This window comes from Actinoplanes rectilineatus, assembly GCF_000962825.1.
In the GTDB taxonomy this organism is placed as follows: domain Bacteria; phylum Actinomycetota; class Actinomycetes; order Mycobacteriales; family Micromonosporaceae; genus Actinoplanes; species Actinoplanes rectilineatus.
The window spans coordinates 99,436-117,083 of sequence record NZ_JZKF01000013.1 but is presented as its reverse complement, the minus strand read 5'-3'; the positions used below and the strand labels follow the sequence as shown (position 1 = coordinate 117,083).

The 17,648-nt window shown below is 71.8% G+C and carries 13 protein-coding genes; 1 reads left to right on the top strand and 12 read right to left on the bottom strand.

The genetic code is table 11. From position 1 onward, the window contains the following. Position 1: 1 nt before the first annotated feature. The 4 genes from WH85_RS13040 to uraD are packed head-to-tail and all read right to left on the bottom strand — an operon-like array spanning position 2 to position 3,019. Positions 2–1,345 (bottom strand): 8-oxoguanine deaminase, encoded by a 1,344-nt coding sequence (locus WH85_RS13040; RefSeq protein ID WP_245673921.1) that lies wholly within the window; start codon positions 1,343–1,345, stop codon positions 2–4. Further along, complete coding sequence (pucL, locus tag WH85_RS13035) at positions 1,336–2,187, bottom strand: factor-independent urate hydroxylase (protein WP_245673925.1); 852 nt, start codon at positions 2,185–2,187, stop codon at positions 1,336–1,338. Before pucL ends, WH85_RS13040 begins: the two co-directional genes overlap by 10 nt. Before the next feature lie 12 nt (positions 2,188–2,199). After that, complete coding sequence (gene uraH / locus WH85_RS13030) at positions 2,200–2,532, bottom strand: hydroxyisourate hydrolase (protein WP_045742080.1); 333 nt, start codon at positions 2,530–2,532, stop codon at positions 2,200–2,202. Beyond that, positions 2,522–3,019, bottom strand: coding sequence for a 2-oxo-4-hydroxy-4-carboxy-5-ureidoimidazoline decarboxylase (gene uraD, locus WH85_RS13025; protein ID WP_045742079.1), 498 nt, complete (start codon positions 3,017–3,019; stop codon positions 2,522–2,524). The genes uraH and uraD overlap by 11 nt, the downstream gene beginning before the upstream one ends. 88 nt (positions 3,020–3,107) lie before the next feature. Between uraD and hrpB the strand changes: the two genes are divergently transcribed. After that, positions 3,108–5,582 carry an ATP-dependent helicase HrpB gene (hrpB, locus tag WH85_RS13020; RefSeq protein ID WP_045742127.1) on the top strand — a complete coding sequence of 825 codons (2,475 nt, stop codon included), beginning with the start codon at positions 3,108–3,110 and terminating at the stop codon, positions 5,580–5,582. Between the two features lie 8 nt (positions 5,583–5,590). Here hrpB and WH85_RS13015 read toward each other — a convergent pair whose 3' ends face one another. The 8 genes from WH85_RS13015 to glgX all read right to left on the bottom strand — a co-directional run bounded on the left by WH85_RS13015 (position 5,591) and on the right by glgX (position 17,458). Beyond that, a complete protein-coding gene (locus tag WH85_RS13015) occupies positions 5,591–8,008 on the bottom strand; it encodes a putative bifunctional diguanylate cyclase/phosphodiesterase (protein ID WP_045742126.1) in 2,418 nt (805 codons plus the stop codon). A gap of 55 nt (positions 8,009–8,063) precedes the next feature. Continuing rightward, a complete protein-coding gene (locus WH85_RS13010) occupies positions 8,064–8,786 on the bottom strand; it encodes a PP2C family protein-serine/threonine phosphatase (RefSeq protein WP_045742078.1) in 723 nt (240 codons plus the stop codon). An 81-nt stretch (positions 8,787–8,867) separates the two neighbouring features. Beyond that, positions 8,868–9,896: a hypothetical protein gene (locus WH85_RS13005; RefSeq protein ID WP_045742077.1), complete on the bottom strand. Its 1,029-nt coding sequence runs from the start codon at positions 9,894–9,896 to the stop codon at positions 8,868–8,870. Then, complete coding sequence (locus WH85_RS13000) at positions 9,893–11,080, bottom strand: transporter substrate-binding domain-containing protein (RefSeq protein WP_052720400.1); 1,188 nt, start codon at positions 11,078–11,080, stop codon at positions 9,893–9,895. Before WH85_RS13000 ends, WH85_RS13005 begins: the two co-directional genes overlap by 4 nt. A 46-nt stretch (positions 11,081–11,126) precedes the next feature. After that, positions 11,127–11,351, bottom strand: a complete 225-nt coding sequence (gene yidD, locus WH85_RS12995) for a membrane protein insertion efficiency factor YidD (RefSeq protein ID WP_045742076.1) — start codon at positions 11,349–11,351, stop codon at positions 11,127–11,129. 4 nt (positions 11,352–11,355) lie between these two features. After that, positions 11,356–13,080 (bottom strand): malto-oligosyltrehalose trehalohydrolase, encoded by a 1,725-nt coding sequence (gene treZ / locus WH85_RS12990; RefSeq protein ID WP_045742075.1) that lies wholly within the window; start codon positions 13,078–13,080, stop codon positions 11,356–11,358. After that, the gene (gene treY / locus WH85_RS12985) at positions 13,077–15,347 is read right to left on the bottom strand and encodes a malto-oligosyltrehalose synthase (RefSeq protein ID WP_045742074.1); all 2,271 of its coding nucleotides are present in this window, start codon (positions 15,345–15,347) and stop codon (positions 13,077–13,079) included. Before treY ends, treZ begins: the two co-directional genes overlap by 4 nt. Then, on the bottom strand, positions 15,347–17,458 hold the full coding sequence (gene glgX / locus WH85_RS12980) for a glycogen debranching protein GlgX (RefSeq protein ID WP_045742073.1): 2,112 nt from the start codon (positions 17,456–17,458) through the stop codon (positions 15,347–15,349). The genes treY and glgX overlap by 1 nt, the downstream gene beginning before the upstream one ends. Positions 17,459–17,648: the final 190 nt, after the last annotated feature.

Here is a 17,648-nt window from a genome sequence, read left to right as displayed (position 1 = left end):
TTCAGGGGACGAGCCGGCGGTGGGCCCCGCGCGCCGCACGGGTCAGGGCCTCCTCGTCGGCGTTGACCAGTCTGCCGTCCTCGACGACCGGTGCACCACCGACAAGCGCCAGTCCGATCGGGGCCGGCGGGCCGAACACCAGGGCGGCGAGGCGGTCGTCGATGCCGTCGTGCCCGGGGCCGTCGAGACGCCACAGCACCAGGTCGGCCAGCTTGCCCACCTCGATCGAACCGATGTCGTCCTGCCGGCCCAGGCAGCGGGCCCCGCCCATGGTGCCCAGGCGCAGCGCCTCCCGCGCGTTCATCGCCGTCGGACCGCCGCGCATCCGGGCGGTGTAGAGGGCCTGCCGCAGTTCGGCGCCCAGGTGCGACACCTCCTGGGAGGCCGCGCCGTCCACGCCGAGGCCGACCGGCACCCGGTGGTCGAGCAGTTCCCGGACCCGGGCCATGCCGGCGCCGAGACGGGCGTTCGAGCTGGGGCAGTGCGCGACGCCCGTGCCGGTGGCGCCCAGCTTGGCGATGGCCGCGTCGTCCAGGTGTACGCCGTGCGCCAGCCAGACGTCGTCGCCGAGCCAGCCGACGCGTTCCGCGTACTCGACCGGGCTGCAGCCGAACTGTTCACGGCAGAACTGCTCCTCGTCGTCGGTCTCGGCGAGGTGGGTGTGCAGGCGGACGCCCTTGCGGCGGGCGAGCGCCGCGGCCTCCTCCATCAGCCGGGTGGTGACCGAGAACGGCGAGCAGGGGGCGACCGCGATCTGCAGCATCGCGTCCGGGGACGGGTCGTGCCAGCGGTCGATCGCCGCCTCGGTGGCTGCCAGGGCCTCGTCGGTCTCCTCGACCAGATGGTCCGGGGGCATGCCGCCGTCCTTGCGGCTGAGGTCCATCGAGCCGCGGGTCGGGTGGAACCGCAGGCCGATCGTCCGGGCCGCCTCGATCTCGGCGCCCAGCACGTCACCGCCGTCGCGGGGGAAGACGTAGTGGTGATCCATGCTGGTGGTGCAGCCGGAGAGGGCGAGCCAGCCCAGTCCGGCGGCGGCCGCGGCACCGACGATCTCGGCGTCCAGGCGGCCCCAGACCGGGTAGAGCGTGGTCAGCCAGCCGAACAGGGTCTCGTCGAGGGCGAGCCCGCGGGTGGCCCACTGGTAGAGGTGATGGTGGGTGTTCACCAGCCCCGGGGTGAGCAGGCAGCCACTCCCGTCGATCCGCCGGGAGAAGTCCGTGAAGTCGTGCCGGCCCACGGCGGCGATCCGGCCGTCGTCGCCGACCACCACGTCGGCGCCGGCGAGCACCGTGTCGCCGGCGTCGACCGTGGCGACGGTGGCGTTCTCGATGAGGATCACAGCCACCACTCCGCCACCGCGGCCACCGCGTCGTCGCGGACCACGGAACCCTCGATCAGACCGTAGGGCCGGTCGCCCGCGATGAACACCTCACCCTCGTTGACCAGCCCGAACGGTGCCAGATCCACGAGATAGTGATGTTTGTTGGGCAATGCCAGCCGCACCTCGGCCACCTCGGGACGTTCCTGGAGGACCCGGCGGCCCATCGCGTACAGCGTCTGCTGCAGCGAATAGCTGTAGGTGCCGACGAACGCGCCGGTCATCGCCGCCAGCGAAGCGTCGAACGACTCGCCCCACGCGACGTCCACCCCGGAGTGCCGCCACCGCGCGTCCACCGCCGTGGCCAGGATCCGGTCGGTCGCCTCCGGCAGCGTCGTGTACTCGTCCCGGACGAAGCCGTGGAACTCCGAATCGGTGGTGTTCAACAGGACCAGGCCGGTCACCCCGGACACCACCTGCTCGCCGTCGCCGGTCACGGTCACCACCGCGGTCCGGGTGTGGTCGCCGCGCCGCCGGAACGAGTGCGGCCCCAGACGCTCCCAGCCGATCGCCTCGACCGACACCTTCGCCCCGTGCACCTGCGGCTGGGACGCGACGAAGTGCCGGGCCAGGAGCAGCGCGAACTCCTCCGGCTCACCGGTGCCGTGCTTCTTCGCGAACGCGTACACGGTGTTCTTCATCGTGTCGGTCGGCAGCACACCGGCGTTGTCCCCGGTCAGGTGCGTGGCGGCCAGGTCGCCGGAGAGCGCGACGCTGACGGTGAAGTCCACCAGACCGTGGGTGTCGCCGTCGCGGTGCACCCGCACCAGACGCGTCTCCGCCTTGCCGTACCGGTTCGGTCCGAGCACGATCGCCAACGGTCAGCTCCCTCGATAGGTGGTGTAGCCGTACCGGCTGAGCAGCAGCGGTACGTGGTAAGACCGGTCCGGATCGGACATGTGGAAGGCGACCGTGATCTCCGGAAAGAAGCAGTCGCCGCCGAGGTACGGCTCGACGTAGAAGACCAGCCGGTATCCCCCGGCCTGCCACTCGTGCACCGGGACCGGGTATCGGATCCGGCCGTCGTCGTCGGTCCGTCCCTCGCCGATCGTGCGCCAGCCCCCGGTGTCGCGGCGTTCCAGGCGTACGTGGACGTCGCGGGCCGGATCGCCGCTGACCGTGTCCAGGATGTGCGTCGAGATCTCAGAGGTCATCGAGCACCCGTTCCAGCCGCAACAGGGCGATCCTGCGGAGTTCGCCGGTCACGATCTCGCGTTCGACGGCCGGGTCGTTGCCCAGCCGTTCCCGGGCTGCCGCCAGGATCTCCGCCTGGCCACGGCCGCTCGCGAAGATCAGGAACACGTGGCCGAACCGGTCCTCGTAGTCCCGGTTGGCCGCGACCAGGGCGGCCCTGGTGTCGTCGTCGGCGCTGGACGCGGCGGCCGACTGTTCCGCCCGCGACCAGGCGGCCTCCGCGGAATCGCCGGCGGCACGCTCGCCGATCCGCGGGTGCGCGGACAGCCCCTGCAGCACGTCCGGCCAGGTCAGCGCCCGTCCGGCGGCGTCCGCCGCGGCGAGCAGCGCGGCCCGGTCGGCATACGGCCGCCCGGCGAGGATCGCCTCGCCCCAGGCCGGCGCCGCACAGCAGGCCAGCAGGTCGGCCCTCAGCCGCTCGGCGGGCAACGCGTTGAAGGTCTCCATGGTGTTGATCAGTCAATCAGGCGGATCCGCCCCCGTCAGCGCCTGAGCGAAGAATTAACAAGCGATGCGTGAGACTGGTCGGGTGCTGATCCCCGCCGACGCCCTGCCCGATCTCCCGGTCCGCCCCGTGCTGCCGCAGGTGGTCGCCGTCCTCGACGAGGCGGGCGCCGCGGTGCTGGTGGCCCCGCCCGGAACCGGCAAGACCACACTGGTGCCGCTGGCCCTGGCCGGTCCGGGACGCCGGGTGATCGTCGCCGAGCCGCGCCGGGTCGCGGCCCGGGCCGCCGCCCGCCGGATGGCCGCGCTGCTCGGCGAGAAGGTCGGCGAGCGGGTCGGCTACGCGGTCCGCGGCGACCGGCAGGTCTCCCGGGACACCGTGGTCGAGGTGGTCACCACCGGCCTGCTGGTCCGCCGCCTGCAGCACGACCCGGAACTGGCCGGCGCCGCCACGGTGATCCTCGACGAGTGTCACGAACGGCACCTCGACTCGGACCTCGCGCTGGCGTTCCTGGTCGAGGCCCGGTCCGCGCTGCGCCCCGACCTGCGCCTGCTGGCCACCTCGGCGACCGCCGACTCGGACCGGCTCGCCGCGGTGCTGGACGGCGCACCGGTGCTGACCGCGCACGCCCGGACCTTCCCGGTCGAGGTGTCCTGGTCCCCGCCGCCCGGCCCGGTCGCCCCGCCGCTCGGCCTGCGCGTCGACCCGAGACTGCTCGACCACGTCGCGGCCACCACCCGCCGGGCACTGTCCGAAGGCGACGGTGACGTCCTGGTCTTCCTGCCCGGCGCCCGCGAGATCGAGACGGTCGCGGGACGTCTGCGCGGGGTGGACGCCGACGTGGTCGTCCTGCACGGCCGGCAGTCCGGCACCGACCAGGACGCCGCGCTGCGGGCCGGTCCGCGCCGCCGGGTGGTGCTGGCCACCGCGGTCGCCGAGAGCAGCCTGACGGTGCCCGGGGTCCGCGCGGTGGTCGACGCCGGACTGAGCCGGGTGCCCCGGACCGATCACTCGCGGGGCCTGGGCACGCTCGTGACGGTCCCGGTCTCCCGGGCCGGCGCCGAACAGCGGGCCGGCCGCGCCGGCCGGGAGGCGCCCGGACGGGTCTACCGCTGCTGGACCGCCGCGGCACACGACCGTCTCCCGGCCCGGCCGGACCCGGAGATCGCCGCCGCCGACCTCACCGGGTTCGCCCTGGACCTGGCGTTGTGGGGGCATCCGGACGGCGCCGGCCTGGCACTGCCCGACCCCCCGCCGGCCGGTGCGCTGCGGGCCGCCACGGCCGTCCTGCACGACCTGGGCGCGGTCGGCACCGACGGCCGGGTGACCGCCCGCGGCCGCGCCCTGGCCGGGGTGGGCCTGCATCCGCGTCTGGCCCGGGCGCTGCTCGACGGCGCGGCCGCGGTCGGCGAACGCCGGGCCGCGGAGATCGTCGCGGTGCTCGACGAGGACCGGTCCGCGGGCGGCGACGTGGTCGCCGCCTGGCGGCGCGCCTCCGGCGAGAGTTCCTTCACCGCGGAGGTACGCCGCCTGCGCTCCGCCGTCCGCCGGTCGGAGCAGCCGCCCCCCGCCGGCACCGGCCCGCGGATCCCGGACGACCTGGCCGCCGGCCTCGTGGTCGGGCTCGCGTTCCCGGAACGGGTGGCCCGGGCCCGTCAGGCGGGCGGCCGGTCCTACCTGATGGCCGGCGGAACCGCCGCGGACCTGCCCGACGGCAGCCCACTCACCGGCCTGCCCTGGATCGCCGTGGCCAGTGCCGACCGCACCGCCGGCGCCCGGACCGCACGGATCCGCGCCGCCGCGCCGCTGGACGAGCAGACCGCCCGCGAGGTGGCCGCCGCCCTGCTCGACGACACCACCGAGATCGCCTGGCTCGACGGCGACGTGGTGGCCCGCCGGGTCCGCCGCCTCGGCGCGATCACGCTGTCCACCACCCGGCTCACCGACCCGGATCCGCACCGGGTCGGTGCGGCCCTGCTCACCGGTCTCCGCGAGTCCGGCCTGTCGCTGCTCACCTGGACCCGGACCGCCGAGGAGCTCCGCGCCCGTCTGTCCTTCGCCCACACCGCCCTGGGCGACCCGTGGCCGGACGTGTCCGACGAGGCGCTGCTCGCCACCGCCGAGGAGTGGCTGCCGCTGGAACGGGCCCGCCGCCGCGCCGACCTGGCCAAGGTGGACGTCGCCTCGGCACTACGGCGTCTGCTGCCCTGGTCGGTGGCGGGCCGGCTGGACGAGGTGGCCCCGGAACGCCTGCCCGTCCCGAGCGGCTCCCGGGTCCGCCTGGACTACTCCGACCCGGCGGCGCCGGTGCTGGCGGTCAAGGTGCAGGAGGCCTTCGGCTGGAAGACCGCGCCGCGGCTCGCCGACGGCCGCGTCCCGGTCCTGCTGCACCTGCTCTCCCCGGCGGGGCGCCCGGTGGCGGTCACCGCGGACCTGGCGTCGTTCTGGCAGCAGGGCTACCCCCAGGTACGCGCCGAGATGCGCGGCCGTTATCCGCGGCACCCGTGGCCCGAGGACCCGACCACGGCCGCCCCCACCCGCCGTCTCAACCCACGCGCCCGGTGAGGCCCGGCTCAGAGTCCCAGCCGGTCCACGGCCACCGGCGGGCCGAACAGGTAGCCCTGGCCCAGCGGGCACCCCAGACCGGCCAGCGCCGCCGACCGCTCGTCCGTCTCGATGCCCTCGGCGACCACGTCGATGCCGAGTTCGGCGCAGATCGCCAGGACCGAGCGGCAGAGCGCGCCCGCCCGGTCGTCCGGCTGGTCGCTCACGTCGGTCAGGGTGGAGTCGAGCTTGACGATGTCGACCGGGATCGCGTGCAGCTGGGCGAGCGCGTTGAAGCCGCTGCCGAAGTCGTCGAGCGCGACGCGTACCCCCTGATCACGCAGACGGCCGACGACGGCGGCCGCGGCGGGCAGGTCCGAGATGCGCAGCGTCTCGGTGATCTCCACGACGAGCCGGGAGGCGGGCAGGTCGTGGCGGGACAGCGCGGCCGCCACCGCCTCCTCCAGGCCCTGCTGCCCGAGACGGCCGGCTGACACGTTGACGTGCACCGCGATCGGGCGGCCGAACCGGTCGGCGAGGACGGCGGCGTCGGCGCAGGCCTGGTTCAGCACGAAGTCGTCGATCGCGGCGACCAGGCCGGTGCGCTCGGCCATCGTCACGAAGACGTCCGGGTGCACCTTGCCGGCGACCGGGTCGGTCCAGCGGGCCAGGGCCTCCACCGCGACCGTGGTGTGGTCCCGCAACCGCACGATCGGCTGATAGTGCACCTCGAACCCGGAGGCCGCCGGGCTGCCGCCGGTCAGGGCCCCGGCCAGCAGCTGCGGCAGGTCCGCGTTGGGGCCGGCGTCACGGGGACCGGTGTAGCGGATCAGGGCGCCCTTGCCGCGGCGTTTCACCGCGTACATCGCGGCGTCGGCCCGGCGCAGCAGGATGTCGGCGGAGAGGCTGTCGCCCGGTTCGGCGGCGACCAGGCCGATGCTGGCGCCGACCCCGACCGCCCGGCCGTCGATGATGTACGGCTCCCGCAGCGCCGTCAGGATCCGCTGTCCGATCGCCTCCGACTCGGCCACCCAGGAGAGACCGGCGGGTTCCGGTTCGGTACGCCGCCGTTCCCGGGCCGGTGCCGAGATCCCGGACATCCGGATCCCGGCGGCCGACAGCACGTACCCCCGCTGCCGGATCACCGACCGCAGACGCCCGGGTGGACGGCTCGGCGCCGGCGGCGGTTCGGCGCCGTGGTCGAGCATCACCGCGAACTCGTCGCCGCCCAGCCGGGCCACCAGGTCCTGGGACCGGACACAGGCCCGCATCCGCTCGCCGACCGCGTGCAGCACCCGGTCACCCATGGCGTGCCCGAACGTGTCGTTGATCAGCTTGAAGTCGTCCAGGTCGGCGAAGAGCACCGCGACCGGGGCGCCGTGCTGCTCGTGCGCGTCCAGGGCGAGCACGAGGCGTTCCCGGAAGAGCGCCCGGTTGGCCAGGCCGGTGAGCGGATCGTGGTACGCCTGATGGTGCAGCCGCCGCTGGGTCTCCGCGACCCGGCCGAGCAGCGCCATGTTGTCCACGATCGTCAGCATCTGCCGGGTGACCACCAGGGCCAGGCCCAGCCATCCCAGGTACGCCTGGAACGCCGTCAGCGGGTGCCCGGTGAGGGTCCGCGCCACCAGCACCACCCCGGCCACCACCACCGGCCCGTACGGCAGGAGCAGGTGGAACCAGTCCTGGGCGATCAGCGGGGCCGGTGGGCGGGGCAGACCGACCCGGGCCGGGCTGAGCGCCGCCAGGGCGAGGAAGACCGGGCCGAGCAGGTGCCCGGCGTTCTCCAGCCAGGACGGCCCGGACCCGAGCAGCCGGATGGTGTCGCCGCAGGTGAAGGCGAGCAGCGCCATCCCGGCCAGTCGCAGCGGGCGCCGCCCGGCGGGGGTGTCCGGCCGGGTGGTGAGCAGCAGCACGACCATGGTGAGCAGCACCAGGTCGGCGACCGGGTACGCCAGCATCGCGGTCCGGGCCAGGTCGGCGGGAAGGCCGGCCGGGGCCACCGACCAGATCAGCGCCAGCAGTGACGCCGCGATCAGCACACTGTCGAGCACCAGCGCGATCTGGTCGCGCCGGGCGGAGGTGGGCATCGGCCGGGGCCGGGTCCGGGTGGCGCCGAGCAGTCCGAGCAGCATGCACACGGGCAGCACGAGGAAACCCACGTCGCCGACCGCCTCGGGGGCGGCCGGGGCGGCGCCGGTCAGGTCACGCAGCACCCACCAGAGGCGGGTCAGCGACCACACCAGCAGGCCGCCGGCGGCGAGCAGCCGCCAGCGCCGCGGGATGCCGGCGCGGCGGCGGCCGGCCGTCAGGCAGATGCCCGCGGCGGCCAGGCCGGCGATCAGTTGGGTCGTGTCCGGGTACAGCCGTGGCGGTCCGGGGACCATTTCGCCGAGAGCGACCACTCCCAGGGCGAGCGCCAGCGTGCCGATCAGTCGCGCCGTCGTCATCACCACCAAGTCCGGGCCGCGCTCGGGAGTGCGGCAGCCGAGACAAAATACCGGGTCAGTCCCGGGTGGTCACGTCGGCGACGATCACGGTGACGTTGTCGGGCCCGCCACCGCGCAGCGCGAGGTCGATCAGGCGCTCCGCGCAGGACTTCGGGTCCGGCACGGTCTGCAGTTCCTGTTCGATCACCGCGTCGCTGACCACGCCGGTCAGACCGTCGCTGCAGAGCAGCCACCGGTCACCGGGCTGGGGTTCGACGATCACGTACGCCGGGCTGACGGGCTCCCCCTGCAACACCCGGGTGACGACGGCCCGGCGTGGATGCCCGGCCGCCTCCTCGGGTTTGATGAGGCCCTGGTCGACCAGCATCTGGACGTACGTGTCGTCCTTGGTCAGCTGGTTGAGCCGGTCCTCACGCAGGAGGTAGGCACGGGAATCGCCGACGTGAGCCATCGCGGCCCGCTCGCCGTTGAAGAGAACCGCGGTCAGCGTGGTGCCCATCCCCTGGAGCGACGGGTCGGCGAGAACCTGCTCGGCGATCCGTTGGTTCGCTACTTCCAGTGCGCGGTGCAGGGAGTCCATCTGCTGGTCGGTGTCGATCACGGCGTCGAGCGAGACCATGGCTTCGACGGCGAGACGGCTGGCGAGGTCGCCGGCGGCCATCCCACCCATGCCGTCGCAGACGACGAGGAGGTTGTCACCAGCGTAGTGACAGTCCTCGTTGTTGCTCCGGACGTGTCCTTGGTCGGTGACGGCCGCCCACCGGAGGTGCAAGGTCATGGCGTGCAGCCTGCCAGGTCGATGCCAAGCTGTCTGCACGTGGTGGGCGGCATGTCGCACATGTCGTCGTTCAAAATACACTCAGCTGGGATCCAGCGGTCGTCCGAGGCACCTCGGATCGACTTCCGTCACCTTGCGTGTCGGTGCGATCCACTGGAGTGCGGAGGTCTCGACGGCCCAGCCACGGACCGCGATTCCACTCTCGGGAGATCGGGCGGAATCAGGGCAGAGCGTCTTGGATCGGACCTCCCCGTTCGGGATGAAGATCACTTCGCCGTCGGCCGTCAGCATCGTCGTCGAGGTGTCGTCGACGGTGAGCAGCTGCCCCCGGACGACATTCACCTCCCCGGTCGCCGCGATCGTCTCGACCGCACTGTCCGCGAGAACGGGCGTCCGCAGAAAGACGACACCGACCACGAACGGCATCGCGAACGCGGCCGCGATCGCCGGCCACTGGGTGGCGATCCGGGCCCAGTTCTCCGGAAGCGGACCGGTCAGCACCGGACCGAACAGCGGCGGCCCGGCCAGCAACAGCACGGTCACCCAGTTGCCGGCCCGGACGGCGGCGACCAGACCGGGCCACACGAAGATCCAGACCAGGATTCCGGTGAGCACCGGCACGCCCAGTGTGATCCATCGCATCAGCCAGGGCCCCGCCTCGACACCCTGCACCGCGGTCAGCCCCAGGATCGCCACGATCAGCATCATCAGCAGCGGGAGCAGTTGCAGCTGCCAGGAGAACGCGGCGATCACCGCGGCCATCCCGACCACCCAACCGGGCATCCGCAGCGCCGCCACGGCCAGGAACGACGAGGCGGCCCGGCCCGGCGCGCTCACCAGCAGCAGACCGCCGAGCACCCGGATCACCAGGATCGCCGCCGGGATGATCCAGCTCAGCGTGATGAACAGCGCACCGAGCATGCCCAGCGGGTTGATGTACTGCACGAGCAGCAGCATGGTCGGCAGATCCTGACGACTGAGGTACCACAGCCGCAGAATCAACATCAACAGCGGGAAGCCCGGGAGCACGGCGAGCAGCCAGTTCAGCTCGGCCCGGAAACTCGGCCGCGACGCGATCGACCGCTCCTTGAACACCGGGAACTCGTTCATCCTAGGGGGTCCTCCCAGGGCAGGCGGCTCACGTCCGGCCGCTCGGCGCGGGGCTGCGTCCGGACCGCGATCGGCGCCTGATCGGGCACCCCGGTCTCCACCTGGAGGTTCCTCTCGAAGGCCTCCTCCCAGCGGTTGTCCCGGGGATCGGCCCAGGACCGGTACAGGGTGAGGTCCACGAGGGTCTTCAGCGCCGGGTTCTCCCCGACGTTGACGCCCCAGCGCTCGGTCGGGTCCAGGCCCAGATCCCAGTGGGCGTACTTCTCGGGGAACTTGAACTTGTAACCGGCCAGGATCGCCGCATCGGTGCTCACCGCGTCGACCCGCCGCGCGTTCAGCTCGGTGACGCACTCGCTGATCCGGTTCTTGCGGGTCACGATCGCCCCGGCGTTCTCCAGGGCGGTCAGGCTGGTCGCGGTGGAGAGCGTGCAGACCTCACGGCCGGCCATGTCCTCGAACGAGGAGAGCCGCTCGTGCGGGTTCAGGGTCAGCGCGGACTGCTCGGTGTACAGGTAGGACTGGGAGAACGTGACACCGGCCATCGCCTCGCGCTCACCGGTGATGCTGTAGCTCGCGATCACCATCTGCACCGGGACCCGCTCGCCGGTCACCGCGTCGGTGGCCTGCATGCGGGCGCGGTCTTCGCTCTCCATGCCGTAGAAGCGCACGTCCTGCCGGCGGAAACCGAGATCCTCCGCGATCATGTACGCGATGTCGATGTCGAACCCGGACCAGATCCCGGTGGATTCGTCGTAGAACGCGGTGCCGTACTGGTCGTCCTTGACACCGACGGCGAGCTGCTTCCAGGTGTCCACACCGGACTCGGCGCGCAGCTCGTCGACCGTGGGAGGCCCGCCGGCCAGCAGCCGGACCAGGGTGACCAGCAGCACCAGCACCAGCAGCAACCCCAGTCCGGCGAGGCGCCAGACCCGGAACTGCTGGCCGCTGTTGCTGATCCGCCGATGCTCGATCTCGGAGACGATCTCCTCGATCACTTCCTGCTCGGCGATGGTCTGCGAGACGATCTCCTCGACGGTGGCCGGTTCGTCCGGGACCACCGGCCGGCCGCGCAGCCGGTTCACCTCGTTGGTGACCTGCCGGATCCAGTCCCGGTCACCGGTCCACTGTCGCGGCCAGCGCACACCCCGCGGTGGTGGTACGGACTCCTCGTTGGTGTCGTCCATGGCGCCATGCTCCCTCCCCCGGAGAGGCCATGGTGTCCCACCGATGTCACGGAACGGCGTCCGGCGTACCCGGAGGGACACGTGGCCCGCACCGCACCCAGCGCCCGAGGGCCAGCCGGAGCCCGCGGCGCAGCCCGTGCCGCTCGATCGCGGCCAGGGCGTAGGCGCTGCAGGTGGGCGTGTAACGGCAGCGGGTGGGCAGCCGCGGCGAGATCCGCCGGTAGCCTCGGATCGCCGCGGTCACGGCCCGCTGGGTGCGGTGTGGGGTCACATGGTCAGCGTACGGAGACGACGGCCGCACTCTCCGCCGGAAGCACCAGACGGTCCCGTTCGACGATCACGCCCGGGGACGTGGCCAGCAGGACCGCCCGCGGCACCGACCGCAGGCTCACCGTCTGGGTGGTCGCGGCCAGGTTCGCCGCCACCACGCACGGCCCGCGGCGGACCACCAGGTGCTGGTCGCCGTGCCACACCTCGACCTGGTGCAGCCACGGGTCGGCGAGTCCGGGCGTCTCGCGCCGCAGCCGGATCAGCCGTTTGTAGAGATCCAGGATCTCGCTGTGGCCCGGTTTCTCCCGCTCGGACCAGTCGAGCTTGGACCGCTCGAAGGTGGCCGGGTCCTGCGGGTCGGGCACCTCCGCCTCGGCCCAGCCGTGCCGGGCGAACTCGCGCCGCCGGCCGTTGCGGACCGCGTCGGCCAGGTCCGGCTCGGGGTGCGAGGTGAAGTACTGCCAGGGGCTGGAGGCGGCCCACTCCTCCCCCATGAACAGCATCGGGGTGAACGGCGAGGTGAGCAGCAGGGTCGCGCCGACCCGCAGCAGCCCCGGCGACAGGGTGGCGGTGAGCCGGTCGCCGATCGCCCGGTTGCCGATCTGGTCGTGGTTCTGCAGGAACGTCACGAACCGGTGGCCGGGAACGCGTTGCCGGTCCACCGGACGGCCGTGCCGGCGCTCCCGGAAGCTGGACCAGGTGCCGGCGTGGAAGAAGGCGCCTTCCAGGACGGTCCGCAGGCAGTCCAGCGACCCGAAGTCGCCGTAGTAGCCCTGGCGTTCCCCGGTGAGCAGGGTGTGCAGGGCGTGGTGCACGTCGTCGTCCCACTGGGCGTGCAGGCCGAGGCCGCCGCCCTCCCGCGGGGTGATCATCTTGGGGTCGTTGAGGTCGGACTCGGCGACCAGCGAGAGCGGCCGGCGCAGCCGGGTGGAGAGCGACTCCACCTCGACGGCCATCTGTTCGAGCAGGTGCACCGCGCCCTCGTCGTGCAGCGCGTGCACGGCGTCCAGCCGCAGGCCGTCGAAGTGGTAGTCGCGCAGCCACATCAGCACGTTGTCGATGATGTACCGGCGGACCTCGTCGGAGCCGGGGCCGTTGAGGTTGACCGAGGCGCCCCAGCTGTTCGAGGCGCCGGTGTACGGCGCGAACATCGGCGCGTACGCACCGCTGGGCCCGAAGTGGTTGTAGACCACGTCTAGCAGCACGCCGAGGCCCTTGGCGTGGGCCGCGTCGACGAACCGCTTCAGCGCGTCCGGACCGCCGTACGACTCCTGCGGCGCATACCAGCAGACCCCGTCGTAGCCCCAGTTGTACGTGCCGTTGAAGGCGTTGACCGGCAGCAGCTCGACCATGTCGACGCCGAGGTCGACCAGGTGGTCCAGCCGCTCGATCGCGGCGTCGAAGGTCCCCTCCGGGGTGAACGTGCCGACGTGCAGCTCGTAGAGGATCGCGCCGGGCAGCTGCCGGCCGGTCCAGCCCTGGTCGGTCCAGTCGAAGGCGGCGTGGTCGTAGACCCGGCTGAGCCCGTGCACGCCGTCCGGCTGCCACATCGACCGCGGGTCGGGCAGTGGCTGGTCGCGGTCGGGGAGCAGGAAGCCGTAGTCGGTGCCGGGCTCGGCCGGGACGTCGGCGTGCCACCAGCCGTGCTCGGCCGGCTCCATCTCGTGGTCGACGTCGCCGACCCGCAGCGTGACCGGTTTCTCCGGTGCCCAGACTTCGAAGACAGTCATTCTTTCACCAGGAGAGCGACGGGATAGGTGTGCAGGAGCTCGGCCACCGGAAGACGGGTGCCGCCGTAACCGACACCGGTGAACACTTCCGTCCAACTGTTGCCGTCGAGTGACAGTGCCGTGTCGTGCCAGCCGCCGTGCCGTGACAATCCGACCGGCAGCCGGGTGGCGACCGCCACCACGCCGCCGCGGTCGAAGGCGAGCACGTGCTCACCGACCCGGCCCTCGGCGAAGATCGGCCGGTATCCGGTGAACAGCTCCGGGCGTTGCCGGCGCAGGCGCAGCACCCGGCTGGTGACCAGCAGCTTGGCCGCGCCGGTGTCGTCCACCGGCGGCAGCCAGCCGTCGTCGATGCGGCCGAGCAGCTCCCGCCGCTCGGTGAAGTCCACCGGCCGGCGGTTGTCCGGGTCGACGAGCGAGTGGTCCCAGAGCTCGGTTCCCTGGTAGACGTCCGGGATGCCGGGCATGGTGAGCTGGATCAGCTTCTGGCCGAGCGAGTTCGACCGGCCGGGCGGCGTGATCGACCCGGCGAAGTCGGCGATCTCCCGGTGCAGGGCCGGGTCGTCGTAGATCTTGTCGACCATCGCCTTCAGCGCCGACTCGAAACCCTCGTCGGGACGGACCCAGGTGGTCCCGGTTCCGGCCTCGCGGGCGGCCTTCACCGCGTACGCGAGAAGCCTCTCCCGGGAGATCGGCCAGGCACCGACCGCGACCTGCCAGATCAGATGGGCCAGCGCCGGATCGGGCAGCGGAGCGGCCCGGACCCACCGGCGCACCACCTCGGTCCAGTCGCCGGGCACCTCGGCGAGCACCGCCAGCCGGGCCCGGACGTCCTCGCCGCGCTTGGTGTCGTGGGTGGCGAGCGAGGTCATCGAGTGCGGCCAGGACCGCAGGCGGTTCTCCGAGGCCTCGTGGAACTGGTCGGGGGTCAGCCCGAAGTCGCACGGGTCGTTGCCGACCTCGTTGCGGGCGGCGAACCGGGTCCAGCGGTAGAACGCGGTGTCCTCCACGCCCTTGGCCATCACCGCACCGGTGAACTGCTGGAAGCGGGCGGCGAGTTCGTCGCCCGGGTTGCGCAGCCGGGCGGTGAGCTGGTCCAGCACGCCGATCAGCTGCGGGTTGCGCCGGCCGGCCTCGGAGCGGGCCTTCGCCAGGTACCGGCCGCCCTCCGGCAGGTAGGAGCGGTAGACCGGGAAGCAGGCGGCCAGCTCGGCGAGCGCCTTCGGCGCCGCCTCGATCTCCGGCACCAGGCGGGCGAGACGGGCGAGTTCCGCGGCGAGGGTACGCGTCGCGATCGCCGACTTGGTCTGGTGCACCAGGTCCTGCCAGGACGTCGTGCCGCCGGTCAGGTGGTGATCGAGGGTGTCGAAGAACGCCTCGGTGCTTCCGTCCACGAAGACGCCGCAGACCTCGGCCATCGCGTCGTATCCGGTGGTTCCGGCGACCGGCCAGTCGGGGAGCGTCTCCCCCGGTTCGAGGATCTTCTCGACCACCAGCCAGGCGTCCGGGGCGGCCTCGTGCAGCCGCCGCAGATAGTCTCCGGGGTCGCGCAGGCCGTCCGGGTGGTCGACGCGGATGCCCTGGATCAGGCCCTCGCGGTACCAGCGGAGGATCTCGGCGTGTGTGGCGTCGAAGACGGCCGGGTCCTCGACCCGCAGGCCGGCCAGGTCGACGATGCCGAAGAACCGCCGGTAGTTGAGCTCGCTGTCGCCGCGGGTCCAGTTGACCAGCTCGTAGTGCTGCCGGTCGTGGACCTCGCGGGCGGTGCCGTCGCCGGTGCCGTCGGCGATCGGGAACCGCTTGTCGTAGTAGCGGAGCTCGCCGTCCTCGATCCTCAGGTGGTCGAGCGCGTCCGGGTCGTCGGCGAGGACCGGGATGAGGATCCGGCCACGTGACCAGTCGATATCGTAAAAATTGGAGAATTCGGATTTGCGGCCGTGGCGAAGGACGTCCCACCACGTGGGGTTGGCGGCCGGAACCGCCACCCCGGCATGGTTGGGCACGATGTCGACCACCAGGCCCAGATCAGCCGCCTTCAGGGCCTGACTGAGCTTCGTGAGCCCCTCGGCGCCGCCCAGCGCCGGATTGACCTGGGAGTGGTCCACCACGTCGTACCCGTGCTCGGAGCCGGGCGTCGCGACGAGCAGGGGCGCGGTGTAGAGGTGGCTCGCTCCGAGGTCGGCCAGGTACTCGGCGAGCTCGGCGGTGGCCTTCAGCGGGAAGTCGGGACGGACCTGGACTCGATAGGTACTGCTGGGGTGGTGCATCAAACCGTCCTGTCCAGCACGATGAGGGAGCGGTCCGGCACCCAGATCGTGTGGCCGGCCTCCACGACCGACGGACGATCCGGGGACGGGTCGGCGGTTTCGATCACTGTCTCCCACTTCTCCCCGTACTCCGCGGGAGGCGTGGCGAACTCGAGCGGCGCGTCGTGCGCGTTGAAGAAGAGCAGGAACGAGCTGTCCACGTGCCGCTGGCCGTACTGACCGCGTTCCCTGATGCCCTCACCGTTGACGAAGAGGGCGACCGCCCGGCCGAAGTCGTTGCCCCAGTCCTCGCCGGCCATCTGCCGCCCGTCCGGGGTGAACCAGGCCAGGTCCGGCAGCGGGTCACCGCCGCCGCGCGCGGTCACCGGCAGGCCGGTGAAGAACCGCCGGCGCTGGAACACCTGGTGCCGGTGGCGGAAGGCGGTCAGCTTGCGGGCGAAGTCGAGCAGGCGCTCGTCGGCGTTCTCCCAGTCGATCCAACTGATCTCGTCGTCCTGGCAGTACGCGTTGTTGTTGCCCTGCTGGGTGCGGCCCAGCTCGTCGCCGTGCGAGATCATCGGCACGCCCTGGCTGAGCATCAGCGTGGCCAGGAAGTTGCGCCGCTGCCGGGCCCGCAGTTCGAGCACCCCGGCGTCCTCGGTCGGCCCCTCGATGCCGCAGTTCCAGGACCGGTTGTGGCTCTCGCCGTCCCGGTTCTCCTCGCCGTTGGCGTCGTTGTGCTTGTCGTTGTACGACACCAGGTCGTTGAGCGTGAACCCGTCGTGCGCCGTCACGAAGTTGATCGAGTGGAACGGCTTGCGGCCGTCGTCCTGGTAGAGGTCGGCCGACCCGGTGATCCGGGACGCGAACTCCGCCAGGGTGGCCGGCTCGCCGCGCCAGAAGTCGCGGACCGTGTCGCGGTATTTTCCGTTCCACTCGGTCCAGTTCGGCGGGAAGTTGCCCACCTGGTAACCGCCGGGGCCGACGTCCCACGGCTCGGCGATCAGCTTGACCTGGCCGACCACCGGGTCCTGCTGGACCACCTCGAAGAACGTGGAGAGCCGGTCGACGTCGTAGAACTCGCGGGCCAGGGTGGACGCCAGGTCGAAGCGGAAGCCGTCGACGTGCATCTCGGTCACCCAGTACCGCAGCGAGTCCATGATCAGCTGCAGGCTCTGCGGGCTGCGGACGTTGAGGCTGTTGCCGGTGCCGGTGTAGTCCATGTAGAACTGCGGCTGGTCGTCGACGAGCCGGTAGTACGTCCGGTTGTCGATGCCCTTGAGCGACAGCGTCGGTCCCAGGTGGTTGCCCTCGGCCGTGTGGTTGTAGACCACGTCGAGGATGACCTCCATGCCGGCCGCGTGCAGGGCCTTGACCATCCCGCGGAACTCCTGGGTCTGCTGTCCCAGCGAGCCCATCGCCGAATACCCGTGGTACGGCGCGAAGAAGCCCAGCGTGTTGTAGCCCCAGTAGTTGCGCAGGCCCAGGTCGTGCAGCCGGTTGTCGTGCACGAACTGGTGCACCGGCATCAGCTCGACCGCGGTCACCCCGAGGCTCTTCAGGTGCTCGATGGTCGCCGGGTGGCCGATCGCGGAGTACGTCCCGCGCATGTCCTTCGGGATCTCCGGGTGCCGCTGGGTCAGCCCCTTGACGTGCGTCTCGTAGATCACCGAGTGGTGGTACGGGATGTCCGGACGGCGGTCGTTCCCCCAGTCGAAGTACGGGTTCACCACCACGCCCTTGGCCATGTAGGGCGCCGAGTCCAGATCCGACATCTGATCCGGGTTGGCGAAGTCGTACGCGTACAGCGAAGGATGCCAGTCGATGTCCGCGTCGATCGCCCGGGCGTACGGGTCGAGCAGCAGCTTGTGCGGGTTGCAGCGCAGCCCGCGGTGCGGCTCGTAGGGACCGTAGACGCGATATCCGTACCGCTGGCCCGGCTCCACTCCCGGAAGGTAAGCGTGCCAGACGAACGCGTCCTGCTCGTGCAGCTGGACCTTGCGTTCGTTGCCGGAGGGGTCGAAGAGACAGAGCTCCACCGCCTCGGCCACCTCGGAGAAGATCGCGAAGTTAGTGCCCGTCCCGTCGTACGTGGCCCCCAACGGGTACCGGTGACCAGGCCAGACCTGCATGTCGTGCTCCTACCCCTCAGCCGTCGCTGTGCGCACGCGGCGGGTGAGGCTTTGCCCATCCGGTGGATCGGCAAACCCGGCGTGCCGCGTCTGCGGCCATTCTCTCGGAATTGACTGATAACGTCGGCCCGACTGTCCGGTTAGCCGCCGATATCTCCCCGTCCGGGGGTTTGGCGCGCTCGATATCGAG